The organism is Pseudomonas sp. G11-1 (genome assembly GCF_024031555.1).
Lineage (GTDB): Bacteria > Pseudomonadota > Gammaproteobacteria > Pseudomonadales > Pseudomonadaceae > Halopseudomonas > Halopseudomonas bauzanensis.
In genome coordinates this window covers 1,232,073-1,254,830 of sequence record NZ_QEYQ01000001.1, presented here as the reverse complement: position 1 = coordinate 1,254,830, position 22,758 = coordinate 1,232,073, and the positions used below count along the sequence as shown (strand labels likewise).

Here is a 22,758-nt window from a genome sequence, read left to right as displayed (position 1 = left end):
GCCGAGGAGGCGTGTGATGAACGCGAGTGCGCAATTACGTTGGCTGGACTCCTACCCCCACAACATGCGCTGGGATGCCGAATTGCCGACAGGCCCGGTATGGGCCTTGCTGGACCAGGCTGTTGCAGCCTTTGCCGAGCGTCCAGCGATCGACTTCCTCGGCCACAAGTTGACCTACCGACAGCTGGATGACCTGGTCAAGCGTGCCGCCTGCGGTCTGCAACGCCAGGGTGTCGGCCCGGGTGTGCATGTAGGCTTGTATCTGCCCAATTGCCCACACTACTTCATCGCGTTTCTCGGTGTGCTGCGTGCCGGTGGCACGGTCGTCAACTATTCACCGCTGGATGCCGAGCGTACGCTGGCGCACAAGATTGAAGACAGCCAGACCGATTTCATGCTGACTCTGGACCTGGCCGCTCTATATCCGAAAATGGCCGGCCTGGTGCAGAGCAGCCGTCTTCAGGGTTTGATTGTCGGTCAACTGACGGAATTCTGCGGGCCGGTCAGCGCGGCGCAAGCCGGCCAGTTAGGCCCGGCGGCCACGGTTGCATGGGACGCCAGCACCAGATCCTTTGCCAGCCTGCTGGAGAACGATGGTAACTTCGTCGCCCACCCACTGGATGATCCTGCCGCGACCCTGGCGGTACTGCAATATACCGGCGGCACCACCGGCGCGCCCAAGGGTGCCATGCTCACCCATGCCAATCTCACCGCCAGTTGCTCCCAGTTGCAGGCGATCCTGGACGAGTCGCTGCAGGTGGGGCAGGAGCGGGTCCTGGCGGTGCTGCCGCCGTTTCACATCTACGCATTGATGATCAATATGCTGTTCAGCATACGCATGGCCGCGGAAGTCTACCTGCACCCGCGCTTCGATGCCGAGACGGTGTTGCGGGAGATTCATGACAACCGCATCACTACCTTCCCTGGTGTGCCAACCATGTTCATCGGCCTGCTAGCCCACCCGCTGACTGCGCAGCTGGACCTGACCTCGCTCAAGCTGTGCAACTCTGGTGGCGCACCGTTGCCGCTGGAGGTGCAACAGCGATACTCGGACGTGGCCGGCTGCGCCCTGCGCGAAGGTTGGGGGATGACCGAGACCACCACCACCGGCACCTTCACGCCCAAGGACGCCGAGCCGCGCCCCGGCTCTTGCGGCATGCCGGTGCCGGGCTCGACCATTCGCATTGCGCCGTTGGATGGCTCGGCCGGCAGTCTGGCGCCGGGGGAGCGCGGTGAAGTATGCATCGCGGGCCCGAATGTCACCGCGGGTTACTGGAAGCGCGCTGACGCTACCGCCGAGGCGATGACCGAGGACGGCTTCCTGCGCACCGGGGACGTCGGCTATATGGATGAGCAGGGCTGGCTGTACATCGTCGATCGTACCAAGGACATGATCCTGTGCAGTGGCTACAACGTTTATCCGCGGGTGATCGAGGAAGCGATCTACGAGCACCCGTCGGTCGAGGAGGTCTCCGTGATCGGTATCGATGACATCTATCGCGGCCAGGCACCCAAGGCCTTTATCAAGCTCAAGGCTGGCGCCCAGCCCTTTGATTTCGCCCAGTTGCAGGCCTTCCTGGAACCGCGCCTGGGCAAGCATGAGCGTCTGGCAGCGATGGAAATCCGTGATGCGCTGCCGCGCACGCCGGTGGGCAAGCTGTCGAAGAAGGAACTGGTTGATGAGGAGCGGGCCAGAGCGGCGACGGCCTGAATCCAGCGGGTTCGACTATCTGGTGCGGGCAAACACTGGTGGTTGTGCGCAGGTTTCTACGCGCCAGGGGTAGCCACGGGTCTGCCGGGCAAGCATTATTCGCCCAATCCAATAATAATCGGACCGCACCATGGCAGTATCCGAACACTCCTCTCGCAAATGGCGCTGGCTGGCATTGGCTGTCGCCGTGTTGCTGCTGGCGTTGGCAAGCTACTTTGCCAGCCAGTATCGTCCCGCCAAACCAGCCGCGGCCGTCCCGGTTGAAACGCCTGCACCGTCAGTGGTCCGCAACCAGACGCCGGCAGACTTCATCGGCAGCGCCAGCTGTGCCGGCTGCCACTCCGAGCAGCATCAGGCCTGGCAGGAATCCCAGCATGCCCATGCCATGGCCCATGCCAGTGCCGAGACGGTGTTGGCGGACTTCAATGACAGCCGCTTCGAGTATGCCGGCACCGTTTCGCGTTTCCAGCAGCGCGACGGGCGTTACTTCGTCACCACCGACGGTGCCGACGGACAGTTGACCGAATACGAGGTGTTGCACACCTTCGGTCTGGACCCACTGCAGCAGTACCTGATCGATCTGGGCGGTGGCCGCCTGCAGGCCCTGTCTATCGCCTGGGATACCCGGCCGCACGCAGCGGGAGGCCAGCGCTGGTTCCATCTGTATCCGGACGAGCAGGTGCGGCATGACAGCCCCTTGCACTGGACTGGCCCGGCGCAGAACTGGAATTTCATGTGCGCCGACTGCCACGTTACCGATTACCGCAAGGGCTTCGACGCGCAGACGCAGAGCTTCGCCGCCGAATGGTCGGAGCTGGGGGTGGGCTGTGAAGCATGTCATGGGCCTGGTAGTCGGCATCTGCAATGGACCCAGGGGCAGGAATGGCCAGACAAGGGGCTGACACTGTTGCTGGATGAGCGCCAGGACATGCACTGGCTGCATGAACTGGAGCGGGTAACGGCGCGGCGCAGCGTGCCGCTGAGCACGGACAAGGAACAGCAGGTGTGCGCCCAATGCCACTCGTTGCGCAGTGCTACCGCCGAGGGGTATCACGCCGGCCTGCCATTGCTGGATTTCTACCGCCCCGAACTGCTCAGCGATCCGCTGTACTTTGCCGATGGCCAGCAGCGCGAGGAAGTATTCATCAGCGGCAGCTTCGCCCAGAGCCGCATGCATGCCGCCGGCGTTACCTGCAGTGATTGTCATCAGCCGCACAGCCAGGCGCTGCGTGCCGAGGGTAATGCACTGTGCAGCAGCTGCCACCTGCCGACAGAGTTCGATCGGCCCACGCATCATTACCATGCTGCCGATTCGAGTGGCGCCCAGTGTGTCAGCTGTCATATGCCGGAGCGTACCTATATGGTCATCGACCCGCGCCGCGATCACAACATTGCCGTACCGCGCCCCGACCTGGCCCGACAACTGGGTACCCCAGACGCCTGCACCGGGTGCCATACCGACCGCGAGCCGGACTGGGCCGCGCAGCAGATTGCCGGCTGGTTCCCGGAGGGCCGCTGGCAACAGGCATCCCCTGCGACCACCATCGCCGCCGCCGATCAGGGACTGCCGGCCGCGCAACAGGACCTCGCGACCCTGGTCAACGATCCGCAACTGGCGCCGATAGTGCGCGGCAGCGCGGCGCAGCGGCTGCAACCGCAGCTCGGTCAGGTCCAGCAGCAGGCTGTGGCCAAGGGGTTACAAGACCCCGATCCGTTGGTACGCCTGGGCAGCATCCGTGCGCTGGGGGATAGCCCTGCGGCGCTGCGTCGGCACTACCTGGCGCCGCTGCTGGCCGACCCGCTGCGTAGCCTGCGCTCGCTGGCTGCCAGTCAGCTGGTGGATGTCGATCTGCCGCCTGCCATACAGCCGGCTTTCGAGCGCGCGCTGCGCGAATATGAAGAAGAGCTGGCGTTGCATGCCGAACGCTCCAGCCACCTTGGCCAACTGGCCCTGCTGCGTTTGCGGCAGGGGCGCGCGGGAGAGGCGGAGGAGGCCTGGAGTCAGGCGATCAAAGCTGCACCGCTGGACGCGGCAAACTACCTGAACCTGGCTGATTTGTACCGCTCGCAGGGGCGGGAGAAAACCACGGAGCGGCTTTTGCGCGAGGTGCTGGTGATACTGCCAGCCGAAGGCATGCTGCATTATGCGCTGGGGCTGTCACTGGTGCGTCAGCAACAGCGTGAAGCGGCGCTGGAACATCTGCGACGCGCCTGGGTGCTGCAGCCTGACGAACCGCGTACCGGTTACGTGTTAGCGGTGGCGGTGGAGCCGTCAGCGCCGGAGGAGGCGTTGACCATCCTGCGTCAAGCCGGCCGACTGCATCCCACTGACCGCGACGTGCTATGGGCGGGAGCCAGCTTCAGCTTCCGGCATGGTCAACCGGGGCTGGCCCGAGAGTTCGTTGATGCGTTGCTCGAGCGCGATCCGGGCGACCAGCAGGCGTTGGAACTGGCGCGCCGCCTGCCGGACGCTGCTACGGACAGGTAAACCTCGTCCTACACCTGGAACCGGCTCACCAGCACCTGCAATTCATTACCCAGCCGCGCCAGTTCGATACTGGAGGCGGCGGTCTGATCGCTACCGGTCGCGCTCTGCTCGGCCACGTCGCGCACGTTGACCACGCTGCGGCTGATCTCTTCGGCTACCGCGCTCTGCTGTTCGGCCGCCGCGGCGATCTGCTGGTTCATCGACTGGATGTTGGACACACTCTCGGTAATGCTGCTCAGCGCTGCGCCCGCGGTGCGGGTCAGCTCCACGCTGTTGCCGGCCAGGGTGTGGCTGCTGCTCAGTCGGCTGGCGACCTGTTGGGTGCCGCTGTGTACGGCAGCTACCAGAGCTTCGATTTCTTCGGTGGATTGCTGGGTGCGCTGGGCCAGGGAGCGCACTTCATCAGCAACCACCGCAAAACCGCGCCCTGCTTCCCCGGCGCGGGCGGCTTCGATAGCGGCGTTCAAAGCCAGTAGATTGGTCTGATCGGCTACTGCCCTGATCACATCCATCACCGTACCGATCTTGCTGCTTTCCTGCTTCAGCAGCTCCATAGCCTCGGTGGAGCGGGTAACTTCTTCGGCGAGGCGTTCGATCTGGCTGATGGCTTCGTTCACCACCGTGTCGCCGTTGCGGGCTTCGCCATTGGCGCTGGTGGCCGCCAGTGAGGCCTGCTCGGCGTTACGCGCTACGTCATGGACGGTGGCCGACATTTCCTGCATGGCGGTTGCCACCTGGTCAGTCTCTTCCTTCTGGCTGTTGATGCCGACGCGGGTCTGCTCGGTGACGGCGGACAGCTCCTCGGCAGCGCTGGCAATCTGCGTGACGCTTTCATGAATCCGGCCGATCAGCTCGCGCAGGCTGTCTGCCATGCGTTGCACGCCCCGTTGCAGTTCACCGAACTCATCGCGGCGGGTTACGGCGTGGTTATGGGTCAGATCGCCATCGGCAATGCGCTGCAAGGTCTGGCGGGTTTCTCTCAGCGGGCCAGTAATCTGACGGGTGATCAGCAGGGCGCTCAGACCGCCGATCAGCAGGGCCAGTACAGCCATGGTGACCTGCAATACGCGGGCGGAGGTTGCCTGCCGATCGCCACGCTCCAGCTGTGTCTGTCGCAGCTGCTCGGTGATGCGCATGATATCGGCGCCCTGCACGGCATTTTCCTGGCGAGCCTGGACGATCTGGCTGGTGCCGGCCTCGTAACGTTGATGCTGAGCCAGGTAGTCACCCAGTATCTGTTGCGCCCGACTCAGCAGATCCTGTTGGCCCCCGAGCAGCAATCGATCGAGTTGCTCCAGGTCGCTGGTGGCGGCTGCCACGGCAAGGTTGAACGCCTGCTCTGCCTCGGCGCCGCCTTCGGCCCTGAGTATCAGGCTATCGAAGCGTACTTGTAGAAAGCTGGTGGCAAAAGCGTCAACGGCCTGCATCAGCTGCGCATCTTCATTGCGGTTGGCCTGGTTCTGCATTGTCGCCAGCACTTCGGCCATCTGGCTGGCCTGTTGATTCATCGCCTGCAGAGCGGCGTTGCGGCTGGCAAAGGCGGCTCGCATGCTATTCAGCGAGATCTGATAGGCATCGATGATGCCCGGCAGGGGTTGCGCGGTATTGCGGTCCTCGGCATGGGTCAGTTCGTTGGCCAGATGGCGTTGCTCTGTCCCAAATGCATCCAGTTGGTCTTGCACCTGATTGGCGATCGTCTCGTCGCCGTTCGCCGCCAGGTACTGCATGCGCATGATGCGCAGTTTGCTCAAGGTGTTTTCCAGCCTGGCGACCTCGCCCGCCTGGTTGCCATCTTCGATCAGGATGCCCAGGCTGCGCCAGCCGATCACTGAAAGGATCAGGGTAAACAGCAGAACCAGGCCGAAGCCCATGCCAAGTTTCAGGTTGACACTGAGGTTGTCAAACCAGCTTTTCATCGATGTTGCTCTCCGGTGTGTGAAAAAGGGTATAGCTGGTTATTGTTGTTATGGTGAGCTCCGGCTCATGCATGCAACCGGGCGGCCAACTGATTCAGTTCGGTTGATAGCTCATGCAGCGCTGCGCTGGCGTGGGCAGTGTGATCAACTTCTTCCTGATTGGTAGCGGCAATCTGGGTGATTTCGGTGATGTTGCGCGAGATGTCCTCCGACACGCTGGTCTGCTCCTCGGCGGCGGTGGCGATCTGCCGGTTCATGTCGCGGATGGACTCGACCGCCAGGGCGATCTGTTGCAGGCTATCGCCGGCCAGGGTGACTTGCTGCATGCTGGTGTCGCTGCGGCTCCTGCCTGCTTCGATAGCCCGGCCCGCTTCCTCGGCACCGTTCTGCACGCTGTTGATGATGGTCTGGATTTCCGTGGTGGACTCACTGGTGCGCTTGGCCAGGGTGCGTACTTCATCGGCAACGACGGCAAAACCGCGCCCGGCCTCGCCAGCGCGGGCGGCTTCGATGGCGGCGTTCAAAGCCAGCAGGTTGGTTTGCTCGGCAATGCTCTGGATCACCTCCAGCACCTTGCCGATGCGCAGGCTATCGTTTTCCAGTTGGTGAACCACCTCGGCAGTGCGTTGGATCTCCCGCAGCAGTGCCTGCATGGAATCGATGGTCTCGGTCATCACCACGCGGCCATTGCGGGCATTATCGTCGGCGGCATCCGCGGCGCTGGAGGCATCGGCTGCGTAGCGGGCGACCTCTGCGCTGGTGGCGGACATTTCCTGGATCGCAGCCGCGACCTGGTCAGTGCGGGAGAATTGTTCCCGGCTGCCCTGGGCCATACGGGTGGCGACGGTATTCAGCCCGCCGCTGGCGCGGTCGAGTTCGGTGGTGCCATGGCGCAAACCTTCCGCCGTTTCGGCGAGGAAGCCGCGCAGTTGATTGGCGGCCCGGGCCAGTACCCCCAGTTCGTCCTGGCGTTGGCTGCTGATCTGCTCGCCGAAGCGGCCTTGGCTCAGTTGTTCGACCTGCCGGATCAGATGAGTGATGGGGTTGATCAACTGGGTGCTGATCAGCCAGCTGGCCAGACCGCCGATCAAAAGCGTGGCGGCGACCATGATCAATATCGACAGCCAGACGGTACGCAGGGTGGCCGCGCGGATGCGCTCGATCTCGCTGGCGGCATGCTGGTTGAGGCTCGTCACCAGTTGCTCCAGCTGATCGCTGGTATCGCGGTCGATACCACGGACCAGATTGTCGCCGGCCACCGGGTCGCGACCGGCGGCCAGAAACCGCTCCAGGCCGTCACGGTAATCTGCACCCAGCGTCAGGTGCCCTTTTTTCAACGAAGACACCCGCTCATGGAAAGCCGGCGACAGCTCCAGCTCGAGGATCTGTCCCAATAGGCGTTGCACCTGCTTTTCGCTGTGCTGGAACTGTTGCCAATAGCGGTCCAGATCGGCTTGCTTACCGCCTCGCAGCAGCACGTTTTTCCATTCCTGGACCTGGGTCTTGAATGTCAGGTTGGTCTCGTTGATCAGTCCGGCGGTGGCCTGGGGGCCTTCCATCAACGATCGATAGTTGCGCAGCTCCTGGACCAGCGAGAACACGCTGACCAGGGCTACGGCTAGCATCAGCAACAGACTGCCGATGATCAGCGCCAGGCTCTGCCGGCGCAGGGAGGACTTGAGTACCATCAGTAAATCCCATCGAAAAAGAGGAACGACAACGCCCCGGAGAAGCACACGGGTGTGGATGGGCGTTGGAGGAATATTGTTGATCTGCGGGTTGTGTCGGCTGGCGACCGCCAGAACTTTAACTCATACTGCGCCTTTCTTATCGACTGGAATGTAAACAGACATGCTGCTTGCCATTGCCGCCATCATTATCGGTCTCGTTGTGCTGGTCTGGAGTGCCGATCGCTTCGTTGAAGGTGCCTCCGCGGCCGCCGTACATGGGGGCATGCCACCGTTGCTGATCGGCATGCTGATCATCGGCTTTGGTACCTCTGCCCCCGAGCTGTCGGTGTCGGCATTGTCGTCATTGCAGGGCAACTCAGGCATTGCGCTGGGGAACGCCTGGGGTTCGAACATCACCAATATTGCCTTGATCATCGGCTTGGTTGCGCTGATCAGCCCGATTTCCGTCCATGGGCAGGTGGTGCGACGCGAGCTGCCCATTCTGTTGGGCATCACCGCATTGGCGGGGTGGCAGGTGTATGACGGTTATCTCAGCCGCGCCGATGGTGTCGTGCTGCTGGTAGTCTTCGCACTGTTGTTGGCGCTGTCGATTCGCGATGGCATGCGCAGCCGGGACGATGTAGTCGCTGATGAAATTCGCAAACAATACCTGGCCGATACCATGCCCCTGGGCAAAGCAATCATGTGGCTGGTATTGGGGCTGATACTCTTGATCGCGAGCTCACGCCTGCTGGTCTGGGGCTCGGTGTTCATCGCCAGCGACTTGGGTATCAATGACATGATCATCGGCCTGACCATTGTTGCGATAGGCACCTCGCTGCCTGAGCTGGCATCCTCGCTGGCTGCCATCCGCAAGAACGAACATGATCTGGCGCTGGGTAACATTATCGGTTCGGGGCTATTCAACACGCTCGGGGTGGTCGGCCTCGCCGCGGTGATCAATCCATTGGCCGCGCCGCCGGAGGCCCTGACCCGTGACTGGGCGTTGATGGCAGGCCTGACCGTTGCCCTGTTGTTGATGTGTGTTGCCTGGCGTGGCCGACCCGGGCGGATCAATAGAGTGGAAGGCGCAGGCTTGCTGACGGTCTTCTGTGGTTACACCGGGCTGTTGGTATGGACCGCCATGGCTGCCGCCGCCTGAAAAGGCCAGCGGCTGGTCGGTTCGGCGTCCTGCGCCAGTCAGCCGCTGTGTGTATGATATGTGCAACGAAGACGAGAACCACCCGATACCATGAATGAAGCTCTGCGCGAGACCCCGCAACACAAACCCCGCCCGATGATCGACCTGTTGGTCAGCATCGTGATCCCCTCGGTGATCCTGATGAAGTTCAGCGGCGAGGCGCACTTTGGTCCGCACCAGGCGCTGATCCTGGCGCTGGCCTTTCCACTGGGTTGGGGGTTGTTCGAGCTGATCCGCTACCGCAAGTACAACTTCATTGCGGTGCTGGGCGTCATCAGCGTCTTCCTCACCGGCGGCATCGGTCTGCTGGAACTCGACCCGCAGTGGCTGGCCATCAAGGAAGCAGCTGTGCCCGGCGTTATCGGCTTGGCGGTGCTGTTTTCCACCCGCACCCGTTATCCGCTGATCCGCACCCTGCTGTACAACGACAAGGTGCTGAATGTGCAGCGCGTCGATGAGCGTCTGCAGGAGCGCGGGCTGCATGAAATATTCGAACAGCGCTTGCTCAAGGCTACCTATTTCCTGGCCGGGACCTTCTTCTTTTCCTCGGTCATGAATTACATGGTTGCCAAGTGGATAGTGGTCAGTCCGGCCGGCACTGAGGCGTTCAATGCCGAGCTGGGTCGCATGACCCTGGTCAGCTACCCGATGATCGCCATTCCTTCGATGATCATGATGATGGGCATCCTGTTCTACCTGTGGCGGACCATCCATGGCCTGACCGGGTTGAAAATGGAAGAAATCATGGCGGTGAGCCAGGCGGACAAGAAGTAACATCCAGCTGTTTCCCACCGCTCCTACAAATCCCTTTTTCCAATCTGACAATCCCGCTTCACGCGGGATTGCTAAAGCGCCTCCAGCGCCGCGCGCAGGTTATCCACCGTGCGCTCGCGGTTATGCAACTTGTCCAGGCCGAACAGGCCGATGCGGAAGGTCTTGAAGCTGGCGGGTTCATCGCACATCAGCGGCACGCCGCTGGCGGTCTGCAAGCCCTGGCTGATGAAACCGCTGCCGTTGTGAATGCGGTCGTCGGCGGTATAGCAGACCACCACGCCGGCTGCTTCGAAACCGTCCGCTGCCACGCTGATAAAACCTTTTTCTCTCAACAGTGCGCGTACGGCCTGGCCGAGCTCCAGCTGCTCCTGTTTTACTCGCGCAAAACCGTAATCACGCGTCTCCAGCATGGTGTCGCGAAAGCGCTGCAAGGCGTCGGTCGGCAAGGTTGCATGGTAGGCATGACCGCCATTCTCGTAGGCCTGCATGATCTGCAGCCATTTTTTCAGGTCTCCGGCAAAGCTATTGCTGGTGGTCTGCTCGAGGCGCGCCAGAGCGCGCTCGCTGAACATGACCAGCGCGCAGCAGGGTGATGAACTCCAGCCTTTCTGCGGCGCGCTGATCAGCACATCAACACCACAGGCCTGCATATCCACCCAGAGGGTGCCGGAAGCCACGCAATCGAGCACGAACAGGCCGCCAACCTCATGGACTGCCGCCGCGACGGCCTGCAGATAATGGTCCGGGAGGAGCATGCCCGAAGCGGTTTCCACATGGGGTGCGAATACCAGGTCGGGTCTGCTTTCGCGAATGGCTGCGACCACTTCCTCGATTGGTGCCGGCGCGAAGGGGGCCTGATCACCGCTGCGGATCTGGCGTGCCTTGAATACGATTTCCTCGGCGGGTAACTCGGTTGCGCTGAAAATCTGTGACCAGCGATAACTGAACCAGCCGTTGCGCAGCACCATGCAGCGTTTGCCCCGGGCGAATTGCCGGGCTACCGCCTCCATACCATAGGTCCCGCCACCGGGCACCAGGGCTACGCCTTGCGCACTGTAGACGTCTTTCAAGTTGGACGAGATATCACGCATCACCTGTTGGAAGGCTGCCGACATGTGATTGAGCGAGCGATCGGTGAATACCACTGAGTATTCAAGCAAGCCGTCGGGATCGACAGCGGGAACCAGGCTGGACACGGGCAATCTCCTTACAGAGTAGGGTGGGCCGGTGTGATGCCGGCCCGTTCTGAAACCCTATCCCAATACCGGGCGATTGCAAGTACGGCTTATTGCTGTGTCAGGTGGAAGAAGAAGTCGGTGGGCTTGCCCTTGATGTCGCCCAGACCGATGACCACGTTCTCGTTGACCTTGCGGAAATAATCCATGATCGGCTGGCTGTCGTAGATCAGCGCGGCAGACGCCTTGCCATCGAACACCACCTGGCGCATTTGCGCAGCGCCGAGGCGGTCGTAGGTGACGACCTCGCCGTCGGCATTGGTCACCAGTAGCGGCTCCACATCCGTGGGAGAAGTGAAACGCTTGCCGTACCAGTTGATCGGGTCCGGCTCGGCGCCGCCATCGAACCTGCCGCCCTTCCAGGTGCCGACCATGAAGTCGGTATCCACCGGTTCGAGCTGTTTGAACAGCGGCAGCAGAGTCTCCGCCGAATAGGCTTCACCGCTGGCGATCATCTCCAGCCACTGTTGTTCTGCATCCGCGGCCAGGCTGTGGCCGGTAAGCAGGGTAGTCAGGCCGAGGGCGGCCAGTGTTGCAGTCATTGTTCGCATGTCATTCATCCCTAGGGTGTGTGGTGTAATGCGAACAGTCGGGTCAACCAGTGCACAGACTCCAGCAAGCGTCCCTGGCAGCATCGATATCGGCATCGCTCAGGCTGATATGGCCATCGCGCTCGGCCTTGATCAGATTGACGAAGGCGCCCCATACCAGCGTCATCAGTACCTCGGCCCGCAGATCAGCGCGGAATATGCCGCGTTTCTGCAATGCCCGGTACTGCGCCAGGATAGGTGCCAGCGCCTCATGCTCCAATTGCCGGCTGGCCTCATCGAGGTAGGGCCGATGGTCCTGCAGTTCCATGAAGCGGTAGGCGTGCGGCGCTTCACGGGTAAACAGCACCATGCGGCGCCAGACCTCATCGAATAGCTCCCGCGTCGGGCGCTGCAGATCGAGATCGCCATACAGGCGCTGGTTTATCGCTATCTTCTGCTCGCGGAACAGCTCGTTGACCAGCAGTTCCTTGCTCTCGAAGTAGCGATAGATAGTGCCCGTGCCGACATTGGCCTGTTGCGCCACTACCGGCATGGGCACGCCATTGACGCCCCCCTCGGCGAACACCTTGAGTGCCGCCTGCAGGATGGCGCTGCGCTTGTCCTTGATCCGCGGCCGAGCCGCTCTGGCCGGGGCCTGTGCCTTGTTGTTGGCGGTTTTGGAATGATTATTCATCGCTGCATTCTAACCGCTTCCGACTGTTCGTACAGCGTTCAGGTGTAAAAAGTCTGGTATGGCTGGAAGATGCAGATGTTGGTGCCGCCCATGGTGTTGCCATCGGTCAGCTCGGTGAAGTAGGTGAACGCCGTGTTCTGCTTCAGCGCATTGCCGATCACCAGATGATTGCGGTTCTTGCCGGCGTCCGGATTGGTGAAGCGCTCGAGGAATATATTGTCCCACCAGTACAGGTTCTGTGGATCGAACTCCTTGCTGTTGGCCGCCTCGCAGATACGGAATACGTACCAGGCGTCCTCGCCGGTCAGCTCCTTGAACGAGGCGCAGTCAATGGCGACCTTTTCCAGTGATGTCCCGGCGGGCAGTTTTTCGCCCTGGCCGGGGCTATAGCTGGCCTTGAGCGTATCGCGGTGCTTGAGATAGGCTGCCATCAGCCGATCGGAAGGCTCGTTGTTCTGCAGCCGGGAAATACTCTTGACCGACCCGTCCTTGCACTTGACCTCGATGGTGTACTCGCCGGGCGTCATGAAGCCGGTGGCCAGGTTCACCATGTACCAGTGCGCATTGGTGGTGCGGTCGAAGATGTGGCCGTTGAGGTTGGTGATGGTGAATGGCTGGTTGGCTACCTCTACCACATAGCCGTCGGGGCCGCGGGCGGTGATGCTGTCGATCAACTCGTGAACCGGCGCGCCATTGGTTGGATGAAAGGCGATCAGGAACTTGTGCTGTTCCTTGGGCAGCCCGGTGTTCTCGAAATCCATATACACGTTGCATGCCATCAGATCGTAGATTTCAACGTTACCCTGACTCATGGTGGTAATTCTCCTGATGTTGTTTTGTATTTGAATGAATGTTCATTCAGTTTTCAGAGAATAACCTTGCTGGAGTCGTTTGCCAAGGCCGCTCCCACAAAATGGACTACATGGTCTGTACGCGCTGCCGCCGGCTTAGCCGGCCAGTTCGTCATCCGGCGGCAGCATCCGACTGCGTTTGTCGGCACGACGGGCGATGAACCAGATCAGCAGGGTCAGGAGCGACACGGCGAACAGGATCACGCTGGCAACAGCATTGATCTCTGGTTTCACACCCAGGCGTACGGCGGAGAAGATTTCCATTGGCAGCGTGGTCGAACCGGGGCCGGAGACAAAGCTGGCCAGGACCAGATCATCCAGCGACAGGGTGAAAGCCAGCAGCCAGCCGGCGAGGATCGAGGGTGCGATCATCGGCACGGTGATCTGCAGAAAGGTCTTCCATGGTGGAGCGCCCAGGTCCAGCGCCGCCTCTTCGATGGATTGGTCCAGCTCGCCGAGGCGGCTACTCACGACAATCACGACATAGGCCACCGAGAAGGTAGTGTGGGCAATCCAGATGGTCAGCATGCCGCGGTCGAACAGCACGCCGAACAGCGATTCCAGAATCTGCGCCAGCGCCACGAACAGCAGCAACAGGGACAGCCCGGTAATCACCTCGGGCATTACCAGCGGCGCGGTGACCATCCCGGAAAACAGCGTACGCCCGCGAAAGCGCTGGAAGCGACTCATGGCGAAAGCCGCCAGGGTACCCAAGGCTACCGCTGCGGTCGCCGTGTAAAAGGCGATCTGCAGGCTGCGTTTGACGGCGCTCATCAGCTGGGAGTTATCCAGCAGGCCGACGTACCAATGCATCGACCAGCCGCCCCACACCGTCACCAGCCGCGAGGCGTTGAACGAATAGATGACCAGAATGATCATCGGCAGGTAGATGAACACCAGACCCAGCCACAGCACGACGCTGGAAAAGTCGGGACGCCTCATGCTTTTTTCTCCAATTCCCGGGCCTGGTTGTAATGGAACAAGGTGATCGGAATCAGCAGGATCGCCAGCATCACGATCGCCAGCGCCGAAGCCACCGGCCAGTCACGGTTGTTGAAGAACTCCTGCCACAGTACCTTGCCGATCATCAGGGTTTCCGGCCCGCCGAGTAGCTCGGGAATGACAAACTCACCGACCACCGGGATGAATACCAGCATGGAGCCGGCGATGATGCCTGAGCGGGACAGCGGCACGGTTACCTTCCAGAACGCCTTGATGCGACTGGCACCCAGGTCGGTCGCGGCCTCGATCAGCGTCTCGTCGTGCTTGACCAGATTGGCATACAGCGGCAGCACCATGAACGGCAGGTAGGCGTAGACCACGCCGATATAGACTGCGGTATTGGTGTTGAGAATCTGCAATGGCGCGTCGATCAGGCCGATACTCTGCAAGACCGAATTGAGCAGGCCGTTGCTGCTGAGAATCCCCATCCAGGCATAGACCCGAATCAGGATGGCGGTCCAGGTCGGCATCATGATCAGCAGCAGATAGATCAGTTGCCGCTCACGGGGCGCCCGGGCGATGGCATAGGCCATCGGGTAGCCAAGCGCCAGGCAGACCAGCGTCGCCACCAGGGCGATCTTCAGCGAGCCGAGATAAGCGGCAAAATACAGGCTGTCCTGGGTCAGGAAGATGTAGTTGCCCATATTCAGGACAACCGTCAGCGCCTGGTTGGCATACTGGAAGATCGCTTCGTAGGGCGGGATGGCAATCGCCGCCTGGGAGAAGCTGATCTTCAGTACGATGACAAAGGGCAGCAGGAAGAACAGGAACATCCACAGGTAGGGGATGCTGATGACCAGCGCCTTGCCGCTGGGCAGCCGCAGGTGCTTTCTCATGACGGCAACACCACACCGCCGTCGTCATCCCAGCTTACATAGACCTTGTCTTCCCAGGTCGGGCGTGGCAACCGGCGCTCGGAGTTGGCGAAGAACGCCTGCACCATCTTGCCGCTGTCGAGCTTGATGTAATACACCGAATGGCCACCCAGGTAGGCGATATCATGCACCTCGCCGTGAGCCCAGTTGTATTCCTGTTCCGGCTGTTCGGTCGAAACAAAGACCTTTTCCGGCCGCAGGGCGTAGATGGCACTCTTGTCCTGGGCACGGGTGGTGATGCCGTGGCCGACATAGATGTTCCGGTCCAGTTGCGGACAGTGGATCATCGCGTGGTCTTCCATGTCGGCGGTGATCTCGCCCTCGAAGATGTTCACGCTGCCGACGAATTCGGCCACATGTCGGCTCACTGGGCTTTCATAGATGTCCACCGGGGTGCCGACCTGGACAATCCAGCCCTGGTCCATGATGGCGATGCGCTGGGCCATGGTCATGGCCTCTTCCTGATCGTGGGTGACCATGATGCAGGTCACGCCGACGCGCTCAATAATTTCCACCAGTTCCAGCTGCATCTGCGAACGCAGTTTCTTGTCCAGCGCGCCCATGGGCTCATCCAGCAAGAGCAGTTTCGGCCGCTTGGCCAGCGACCGGGCCAGGGCCACGCGCTGACGCTGGCCGCCGGACAGCTGATGGGGTTTGCGCTTGGCATACTTGCCCATATGCACCAGCTTGAGCATTTCAGCCACGCGCTCGTTGATTTCCGTCTTGCTCAACTTGTCCTGCTTCAAGCCGAAGGCGATGTTCTGCTCCACGGTCATGTGTGGAAACAGCGCATAGGATTGGAACATCATGTTGATCGGCCGCTTGTGCGGTGGCAAGTCGGTGATGTTCTGGCCATCGAGCAGTACCCGGCCTTCGCTGGGCTTTTCGAAGCCGGCGAGAATCCGCAGCAGGGTAGACTTACCCGAGCCGGAACCGCCCAGCAGGGCGAAGATCTCGCCCCGGTTGATGGTGAGGGTCACGTCATCCACGGCCAGGGCATCATCGAACTGTTTGCTGATGCGCTCGATCTTGACGAACTCGACCGGCTCGGCCTTGGCCATGGCCTGTTTCATGACCCCTGCGGCACCCACCATATAGCTCTCCTGTCAGTTGGGGCCGCAACAGCGGCCCCGGGAAGGTTCAACGCCCTGACTTGATCCGGTTCCAGGCGCGGGTAATGATCCGTTGAGATGACAGCGGGCGCGGTTTGGCCACAAACAGTTTGGCCATGACTTCCTCGGTGGGATAGATCGCCGGGTCGTTCAGCACGTCCGGGTCAACAAATTCATTGGCCGCCAGGTTGGGGTTGGCATAGGCCACATAATCGGTAATCGGCGCGACTACTTCCGGGCGCAGGATATAGTTGATGAAGGTATGCGCGTTGTCGGCATTCGGCGCACCTTTGGGGATGGCCATCATGTCGAACCACAGCTGGGTACCTTCCTTGGGAATGCTGTAGCCGATGTTGACTCCGTTATCCGCTTCCTCGGCCCGGGCTGCGGCCTGGAATATATCCCCGGAAAAGCCGACAGCAACGCAGGTCTCGCCGTTGGCCAGATCCGAGATATAGCGTGAAGAGTGGAAGTAGGTCACATGCCCCCGCACGCTCATCAGCTGCTCTTCGGCCTTTTTCAGGTCGTCAGCATCATTGCTGTTGGGGTCCAGACCCAGGTATTGCAGGGTGGAGGTCAGCATGTCGTCACCGGAGTCGAGCATGGAAATGCCGCAACTGGCCAGTTTGGCGGCAACCTCCGGATTGAGGACCAGGTCCCAGGTGTCGAGCGGGGCGTCCTCACCGAGGATGGCCTGGACCTTGTCGATGTTGTAGCCGATACCGTTGGTGCCCCACATGTAGGGAATCGAGTACTGGCTGCCCGGGTCAATGCTGTCCATTTGGTCCATCAGCGCCGGGTTGAGGTTTTTCATGTTCGGCAGTTTGCTGTGGTCCAGCGGCTGATATACACCCGCCTCGATCTGCTTGGTCAGGAAATGATTGGACGGCACGACTATATCGAAGCCGGAGCGGCCAGTGAGCAGCTTGGCATCCAGCACCTCGTTGGAGTCGTATACGTCATAGGTCACCTTGATGCCAGTTTCCTTCTCGAAGTTGGCGATGGTGTCCTCGGCGATGTAGTCGGACCAGTTGTAGATCTTCAACTCGCCGTTGGCATACGCTGCGCTGGTGAACAACCCGGTAACGGCCATGGCCAGCAATGTCTTGCGCATTGTAAGTTTCATGTCTTCTCCTGTTGCAGACGCTGCCCATGTCGAGGCGGCCTGCTGCTTCTGGTTTGGCCGGTAACGCCAGCCGTTAGCGGTTGATCTGTCACCGCCCGGAGCGGTTCTGGGCGGCTATTCCATGTCTTTTCTGCCCGACGTTGCCGTCGGCGTGGCTAGTGTATGCAAGCGCGCGGCAGGCGGATAGACCCCGCGCGGCGTTGTGCCAGTTTTTGCCGTTTACACCCCTAGCTCAGCTGCTCCGCGGCCATGTTCAGGCTGCGCCAGGCCTTATCGAACAGCTCGTCAATCTCCTCCGGTTGAATCACCAGCGGTGGCGACATGATCATGCTGTCGCCCACTGCCCGCATTACCAGACCATTGCTGATGCACAGATCCCGGCACAGGCTGCCGGCGGCGCCCTTGCCGGGAAAGCGTTCCCGGCTGGCCTTGTCGCTGACCAGTTCGAAGGCGCCGAGCATGCCGACACCGCGCACCTGGCCGACCAGCGGATGTTCGGCCAGCGCGGCAATCTTGCGCTGCAGGTAGGGCGCTGCCTCGTTACGAGCATAGTCGACGATCTGTTCATCGCGCAGGATTCGCAGGTTCTCCAGGCCCACCGCCGCTGCCACCGGGTGGCCGGAATAGGTATAGCCATGGAAGAACTCGCCGCCGTCGGCGATCAGGCTGGAAGCGACCCGGTCGCCGACGATCACCCCGCCCATTGGCAGGTAGCCGGAGGTCATCCCCTTGGCGATCGGCATCAGGTCAGGCTGCAGGTCATAGTACTGGCTGCCGAACCACTCGCCGGTGCGACCGAAGCCGCAGATCACCTCATCGACCACCAGCAGGATGCCGTACTGCTCGACGATGCGCTTGATCTCCGGCCAGTAGGTGGCGGGCGGCACGATGACCCCGCCAGCGCCCTGGATGGGCTCGGCAATGAAGGCGGCCACCTTGTCGGTACCGACCTGGAGAATTTTCTCTTCGAGTTGCCGGGCTGCCCACAGGCCGAACTCGTCCTCGTGCATGTCGCCGCCTTCGCCGTACCAGTACGGCTGGGCGATATGCACTATGCCGGGAATGGGCAGGTCGCCCTGTTCGTGCATCGGTGCCATGCCGCCCAGGCTGGCGCCGGCCACCGTGGAACCGTGATAGCCGTTGATGCGGCCAATGATGGTCTTGCGCTCTGGCTGGCCCTGCAGATCCCAGTAACGCCTTACCATGCGCACCACGGTGTCGTTGGCTTCGGAGCCCGAGCCAGTGAAGAACACGTGATTCATGTGCGCCGGCGCCTGCTCGGCAATGGCGCTGGCCAGCTGCACCGCTGGCGGATGGGTACACTGGAAAAAGCTGTTGTAGTAGGGCAGCTCACACATCTGCCGATAGGCGGCGTCGGCCAGCTCGGTGCGGCCATAGCCGATGTTGACGCACCAGAGGCCGGCCATGCCATCGAGCAGGCGATTGCCATCGCTGTCCCAGAGATAGACGCCCGAGGCCCGCTCGATGATGCGTGTGCCGCGGACGCCCAGGTCCTTGTGATCGCTGAAGGGATGCAGATGGTGGGCTGCATCCAGTGCGCGCAGTTCAGCGGTAGTCAGTTTGCCTGCTGTCGTCATTGCCGGTACTCCTGTGATCCACTGCCTGACCGGGGAGCGCGCCGCCGGTCGCTATACGCTCAGCAAGAGAAACTCCCGTTCCCACGAGCTGATGACGCGTTTGTAGTTCTCGTTTTCCACCCGTTTGACCGCGATATAACCGCGGCAGAATTTTTCGCCGAGGATGGACTGCACATCGGTGCACTGTTCCATGCGCTCCAGTGCCGATTCCAGGGAGAAGGGCAGGCGCAGGTTGCGACGCTCATAGGCCCGGCCCTGCACCGGTGCGGTCGGCTCGATGTGGTTGACCATGCCCAGATAGCCGCACAACAGGCTGGCAGCGATGGCGATATAGGGATTGGCATCGGCCCCTGGCAGGCGGTTCTCCAGACGCATGTTCTGCGGTGTGGAGTCGGGCACGCGCAGGCCCGCGGTACGATTCTCTACGCCCCATTCGACGTTGACCGGAGCCGAAGTGTCCGGCAGGAAGCGGCGGAACGAGTTGACGTTCGGCGCGAACAGCGGCAGTACTTCGGGAATGTAGCGCTGCATGCCACCGATGTAATGCAGGAACAGCTGACTCATGCTGCCATCGGCATTGGCGAAGATATTCTCGCCGGTTTTCGCGTCGACGATGCTCTGGTGCAGGTGCATGGCGCTGCCGGGCTCGTTGGTGATGGGCTTGGCCATGAAGGTGGCGGTCACATCGTGTTTCAACGCCGCCTCGCGCATGGTGCGCTTGAACACCAGCACCTGGTCGGCCAGGTGCAGCGGGTCGCCATGCCGGAAGTTGATTTCCATCTGCGCGGTGCCTTCCTCGTGGATCAGCGTATCCAGATCCAGGCCCTGGGCCTCGCACCAGTCATACATATCCTCGAACAGCGGGTCGAATTCGTTGGCGGCGTCGATCGAGAACGACTGGCGACCGGTCTCCTGGCGCCCGGAGCGACCGACCGGCGGCTGCAACGGCAGGTCCGGGTCCTCGTTGCGCTTGGTCAGATAGAACTCCATCTCCGGCGCCACCAGCGGTTTCCAACCCTTGTCGGCATACAGCCGCAGGATCTTCTTCAACATGTTGCGCGGCGACATCTCGATCGGCTCGCCGTGCTTGTCGTAAACGTCATGAATGATTTGCGCGGTGGGCTCGATGGCCCAGGGCACCAGATAGATGCCCTCGTCATCCGGCTTGCAGATCATGTCGATATCCGCCGGGTCGAGCAGATCGTAGTAGACATCGTCTTCCACGTAATCGCCGGTGACCGACTGCAGCAGAATGCTCTCGGGCAGGCGCATGCCCTTTTCCGACATGAACTTGGCAGTCGGCGCGATCTTGCCCCGGGCGATGCCGGTGAGGTCGCTGACCATGCATTCGACCTCGGTGATTCTGTGTTCCCTGAGAAAAGCTTCAATCTTGTTCATACAGTCCTCTTGGGCCGGGCGGCTCGGGCCCGGCAGGCGTCGCCAAACGCCTTGAATATACGTCTATAGAACGGGTTTTCCATTACCTTCCATTCTGGATGCCACTGTACGCCGAGGGCCAAGGTGGTGGCTGCGGTAACGGAAAAAGCCTCGATAAGTCCGTCGGGCGCCGTTGCTTCAGGCTGCAGGCCGGGGGCCAGACGGTCCACACCCTGGGTATGCAGGGAGTTGACCTGTGCCGAGCTGCAGCCAGCAATGCGATCAAGCAGGCCTCCCGGTTCGATGCGCACCTCGTGGGCGGGACCATACTGCACATCGACTGGCTGCTCGGTATCTTCCCGGTGTTCAATAAAACCGGGCACCTCATGCAGGCGCTGGTGCAGACTGCCACCGAAGACCACATTCATTTCCTGGAAACCCCGGCACAACCCCAGCACCGGAATATCGCGCTCGACTGCCAGGCGGATCAGCGGCAGGGTGGTGGCATCGCGTTGCGGGTCATGCTGGGTACCCGGAGCGCTGTCCGGGCCGGCATAGCGATGGGGCTCGACATTCGAGGGCGAGCCAGTGAACAGCAGGCCATCGAAGGTATCGAGCAACTGGTCGATCAATAGCTCATCGCCCAGGGCTGGAATCAGCAGGGGCAGGCCACCGGCAGCGTCCAGCGCCGCACGAATGTATTTCTCGCCGGCCATATGAAAGGGGTGCGGGCCGAAGTGGGTGGTGCAGCAGGATATGCCGATCAATGGCTTGCGGTTAGCGGACATGATAACGCCTGTGCGGCTCACGACTCTGAAGGGTTGTTGTTCAATTTTTCATACAATAGCAACAAAAAATACTAACCACAAAATGATGATGTTCTGCTGACAAGCGCGGACAAAAGTCGGCCCGCAGGTCTCCGATATGGATCGTAAAGGGTGCAGCCATGCCTCATTTCGGGGCGGTCGGGGTTCTATTGACTCACTGGAGCCTTTCGGATTTACTCTCAACTCAAGAGTCATGGTTGATATATTTTACAAATAACAGGTGGCCATCATGTCCTTTCAAGCCGATGTCACGGGCGTCGGTACCGAGCCCGCCGAGGTCATCGCCCTTGACGCTGGGAACATCGTTCCGGCCTCGGTGCAGGAAGCCGAAGCCTTTCTCGAGGCGTATCCGGAAGTCCACTTCATCGATCTGTTGATTGCCGACATGAACGGCATCGTACGTGGCAAGCGGATCGACCGCTCGGCCCTGGTCAAGGCCTTCGAGCGCGGTATTGCCTTGCCAGCCTCGGTATTCGCCCTGAACATCCAGGGCACCACCGTCGAGGAAACCGGTCTCGGTGTGGAAATCGGCGATGCCGACCGCATCTGCCTGCCGATCCCCGGCACCCTCTGCATCGAGCCCTGGCAGAAGCGCCCGACCGGGCAACTGCTGATGACCATGTATGAGCTGGACCGCAAGACGCCGTTCTTCGCCGACCCGCGGTACGTGTTGCAGCGGGTGGTGGAGCGCTTCACTGAGCTGGGCGTAAAACCGGTTTCGGCCTTCGAACTGGAATTCTTCCTGATCGATCAGGAAAATATTACCGGCCGGCCGCAGCCGCCGCGCTCGCCGATCTCCGGCAAACGCCCCAATTCGGTGCAAGTCTACTCCATGGACGACCTGGACGAATACGCGGAGTTTCTCGAGGACGTCATCGAGGCTGCCCACGAGCAGGGCATCCCCGCTGACGCCATCGTCGCCGAATCGGCCCCCGGCCAGTTTGAAGTCAACCTCCATCACGTCGATTGCCCGGTCAAGGCCTGTGACTACAGCGTGCTGCTTAAGCGGGTGATCAAGAGCGTGGCCTACGACCACGAGATGGACACCACCTTCATGGCCAAGCCCTACCACGACCAGGCAGGCAACGGCATGCACGTGCATATCAGCCTGGAGCGCGACGGACGCAACCTGTTCGCCCCGGATGCCGACGGCAACCTGTCCGATTACCTGCGCTGGGCCGTTGGCGGCCTGCTGGAGACCCTGCCGCAATACATGGCCTTCCTGTGTCCCAACGTCAACTCCTATCGCCGCTTCAGCCCCAGCTTCTTCGTGCCCTGCGCCCCGACCTGGGGGATCGACAACCGCACCGTGGCGGTCCGGGTACCGGGCGGCGAGCCGGACGCCATGCGCATCGAGCACCGCCTCGGCGGCGCCGATGCCAATCCTTACCTGCTGATGGCAGCGCTGCTGTCGGCCATCCACCACGGCATCAGCAACCGCATCGAGCCGCCGGCAATGACCGAAGGCAATGCCTATGAACAGCATGAGCAATCGCTGCCGACCAACCTGCGCGACGCCCTGCGTGAGCTGGAAGGTTCGGAGGTGATGAAGGAATACATCGGCGAGGAATATCTCGACGTCTTCGTGCTGTGCAAGGAAAGCGAGCTGGAGGAGTTCGAGAAGACCATCTCGGATCTGGAATACATGTGGTACCTGCACACCGTATAGCGGGCGCCAGTAACCGAGTCAGGCATGGTTGAGATCGGGCCGGTTGTTTACCCCAGTGCCGAGCAGGCCGCCATCTTCGGCCGGCCTGCTCGGCGGCTGTTC

The 22,758-nt window shown here is 61.3% G+C and carries 18 protein-coding genes and 1 pseudogene; 5 read left to right on the top strand and 14 right to left on the bottom strand.

The window, feature by feature from the left end; all coding sequences use genetic code 11:
- The first annotated feature begins 16 nt into the window (after positions 1–16).
- Both DHB74_RS05755 and DHB74_RS05750 read left to right on the top strand, forming a co-directional pair.
- Positions 17–1,711, top strand: coding sequence for a long-chain-fatty-acid--CoA ligase (locus DHB74_RS05755; RefSeq protein WP_136868718.1), 1,695 nt, complete (start codon positions 17–19; stop codon positions 1,709–1,711).
- 130 nt (positions 1,712–1,841) lie between these two features.
- The gene (locus tag DHB74_RS05750; protein WP_499160978.1) at positions 1,842–4,199 is read left to right on the top strand and encodes a multiheme c-type cytochrome; all 2,358 of its coding nucleotides are present in this window, start codon (positions 1,842–1,844) and stop codon (positions 4,197–4,199) included.
- Positions 4,200–4,207: 8 nt separating this feature from the next.
- Here DHB74_RS05750 and DHB74_RS05745 read toward each other — a convergent pair whose 3' ends face one another.
- The 3 genes and pseudogenes from DHB74_RS05745 to DHB74_RS05735 form a co-directional block, all read right to left on the bottom strand.
- Positions 4,208–5,071 (bottom strand): methyl-accepting chemotaxis protein, encoded by an 864-nt coding sequence (locus tag DHB74_RS05745; protein ID WP_499161034.1) that lies wholly within the window; start codon positions 5,069–5,071, stop codon positions 4,208–4,210.
- A pseudogene (locus tag DHB74_RS05740) lies at positions 5,063–6,070 on the bottom strand (methyl-accepting chemotaxis protein); the annotation flags it as partial. The gene DHB74_RS05745 and the pseudogene DHB74_RS05740, both read right to left, overlap by 9 nt.
- Before the next feature lie 110 nt (positions 6,071–6,180).
- Positions 6,181–6,789 carry a methyl-accepting chemotaxis protein gene (locus DHB74_RS05735; RefSeq protein ID WP_499161033.1) on the bottom strand — a complete coding sequence of 203 codons (609 nt, stop codon included), beginning with the start codon at positions 6,787–6,789 and terminating at the stop codon, positions 6,181–6,183.
- Positions 6,790–7,966: 1,177 nt separating this feature from the next.
- On the opposite strand from DHB74_RS05735, the gene DHB74_RS05730 reads away from it, so the two are divergent.
- Positions 7,967–8,947: a calcium/sodium antiporter gene (locus DHB74_RS05730; protein WP_036988994.1), complete on the top strand. Its 981-nt coding sequence runs from the start codon at positions 7,967–7,969 to the stop codon at positions 8,945–8,947.
- 90 nt (positions 8,948–9,037) lie between these two features.
- Positions 9,038–9,760, top strand: coding sequence for a VC0807 family protein (locus tag DHB74_RS05725; RefSeq protein WP_499160977.1), 723 nt, complete (start codon positions 9,038–9,040; stop codon positions 9,758–9,760).
- 71 nt (positions 9,761–9,831) lie between these two features.
- On the opposite strand, the gene DHB74_RS05720 is transcribed toward DHB74_RS05725, so the two are convergent.
- The 11 genes from DHB74_RS05720 to DHB74_RS05670 form a co-directional block, all read right to left on the bottom strand.
- Complete coding sequence (locus DHB74_RS05720) at positions 9,832–10,956, bottom strand: aminotransferase class V-fold PLP-dependent enzyme (RefSeq protein WP_499160976.1); 1,125 nt, start codon at positions 10,954–10,956, stop codon at positions 9,832–9,834.
- 89 nt (positions 10,957–11,045) lie between these two features.
- On the bottom strand, positions 11,046–11,546 hold the full coding sequence (locus tag DHB74_RS05715) for a DUF4334 domain-containing protein (protein ID WP_499160975.1): 501 nt from the start codon (positions 11,544–11,546) through the stop codon (positions 11,046–11,048).
- Between the two features lie 43 nt (positions 11,547–11,589).
- Positions 11,590–12,219: a TetR/AcrR family transcriptional regulator gene (locus DHB74_RS05710; protein ID WP_136868726.1), complete on the bottom strand. Its 630-nt coding sequence runs from the start codon at positions 12,217–12,219 to the stop codon at positions 11,590–11,592.
- A 38-nt stretch (positions 12,220–12,257) separates the two neighbouring features.
- Positions 12,258–13,031, bottom strand: a complete 774-nt coding sequence (locus tag DHB74_RS05705; protein ID WP_499160974.1) for a hypothetical protein — start codon at positions 13,029–13,031, stop codon at positions 12,258–12,260.
- A gap of 135 nt (positions 13,032–13,166) precedes the next feature.
- On the bottom strand, positions 13,167–14,012 hold the full coding sequence (locus DHB74_RS05700) for an ABC transporter permease subunit (protein WP_074779497.1): 846 nt from the start codon (positions 14,010–14,012) through the stop codon (positions 13,167–13,169).
- Entirely contained in the window at positions 14,009–14,908 is a 900-nt protein-coding gene (locus tag DHB74_RS05695) for an ABC transporter permease subunit (protein ID WP_036988999.1), read from the bottom strand. The genes DHB74_RS05700 and DHB74_RS05695 overlap by 4 nt, the downstream gene beginning before the upstream one ends.
- Positions 14,905–16,041 carry an ABC transporter ATP-binding protein gene (locus tag DHB74_RS05690; protein ID WP_499160973.1) on the bottom strand — a complete coding sequence of 379 codons (1,137 nt, stop codon included), beginning with the start codon at positions 16,039–16,041 and terminating at the stop codon, positions 14,905–14,907. The genes DHB74_RS05695 and DHB74_RS05690 overlap by 4 nt, the downstream gene beginning before the upstream one ends.
- Positions 16,042–16,087: 46 nt before the next feature.
- Positions 16,088–17,185 carry a polyamine ABC transporter substrate-binding protein gene (locus tag DHB74_RS05685; RefSeq protein WP_499160972.1) on the bottom strand — a complete coding sequence of 366 codons (1,098 nt, stop codon included), beginning with the start codon at positions 17,183–17,185 and terminating at the stop codon, positions 16,088–16,090.
- 227 nt (positions 17,186–17,412) lie between these two features.
- The gene (locus DHB74_RS05680) at positions 17,413–18,783 is read right to left on the bottom strand and encodes an aspartate aminotransferase family protein (RefSeq protein WP_499160971.1); all 1,371 of its coding nucleotides are present in this window, start codon (positions 18,781–18,783) and stop codon (positions 17,413–17,415) included.
- 51 nt (positions 18,784–18,834) lie between these two features.
- Positions 18,835–20,181 carry a glutamine synthetase family protein gene (locus DHB74_RS05675; protein ID WP_036989004.1) on the bottom strand — a complete coding sequence of 449 codons (1,347 nt, stop codon included), beginning with the start codon at positions 20,179–20,181 and terminating at the stop codon, positions 18,835–18,837.
- Positions 20,178–20,948: a gamma-glutamyl-gamma-aminobutyrate hydrolase family protein gene (locus DHB74_RS05670; RefSeq protein WP_499160970.1), complete on the bottom strand. Its 771-nt coding sequence runs from the start codon at positions 20,946–20,948 to the stop codon at positions 20,178–20,180. Before DHB74_RS05670 ends, DHB74_RS05675 begins: the two co-directional genes overlap by 4 nt.
- 268 nt (positions 20,949–21,216) lie before the next feature.
- Here DHB74_RS05670 and DHB74_RS05665 point away from each other — a divergent pair, with 268 nt between their 5' ends.
- Positions 21,217–22,656: a glutamine synthetase family protein gene (locus tag DHB74_RS05665; RefSeq protein WP_083392477.1), complete on the top strand. Its 1,440-nt coding sequence runs from the start codon at positions 21,217–21,219 to the stop codon at positions 22,654–22,656.
- The last annotated feature ends 102 nt before the right edge of the window (positions 22,657–22,758 follow it).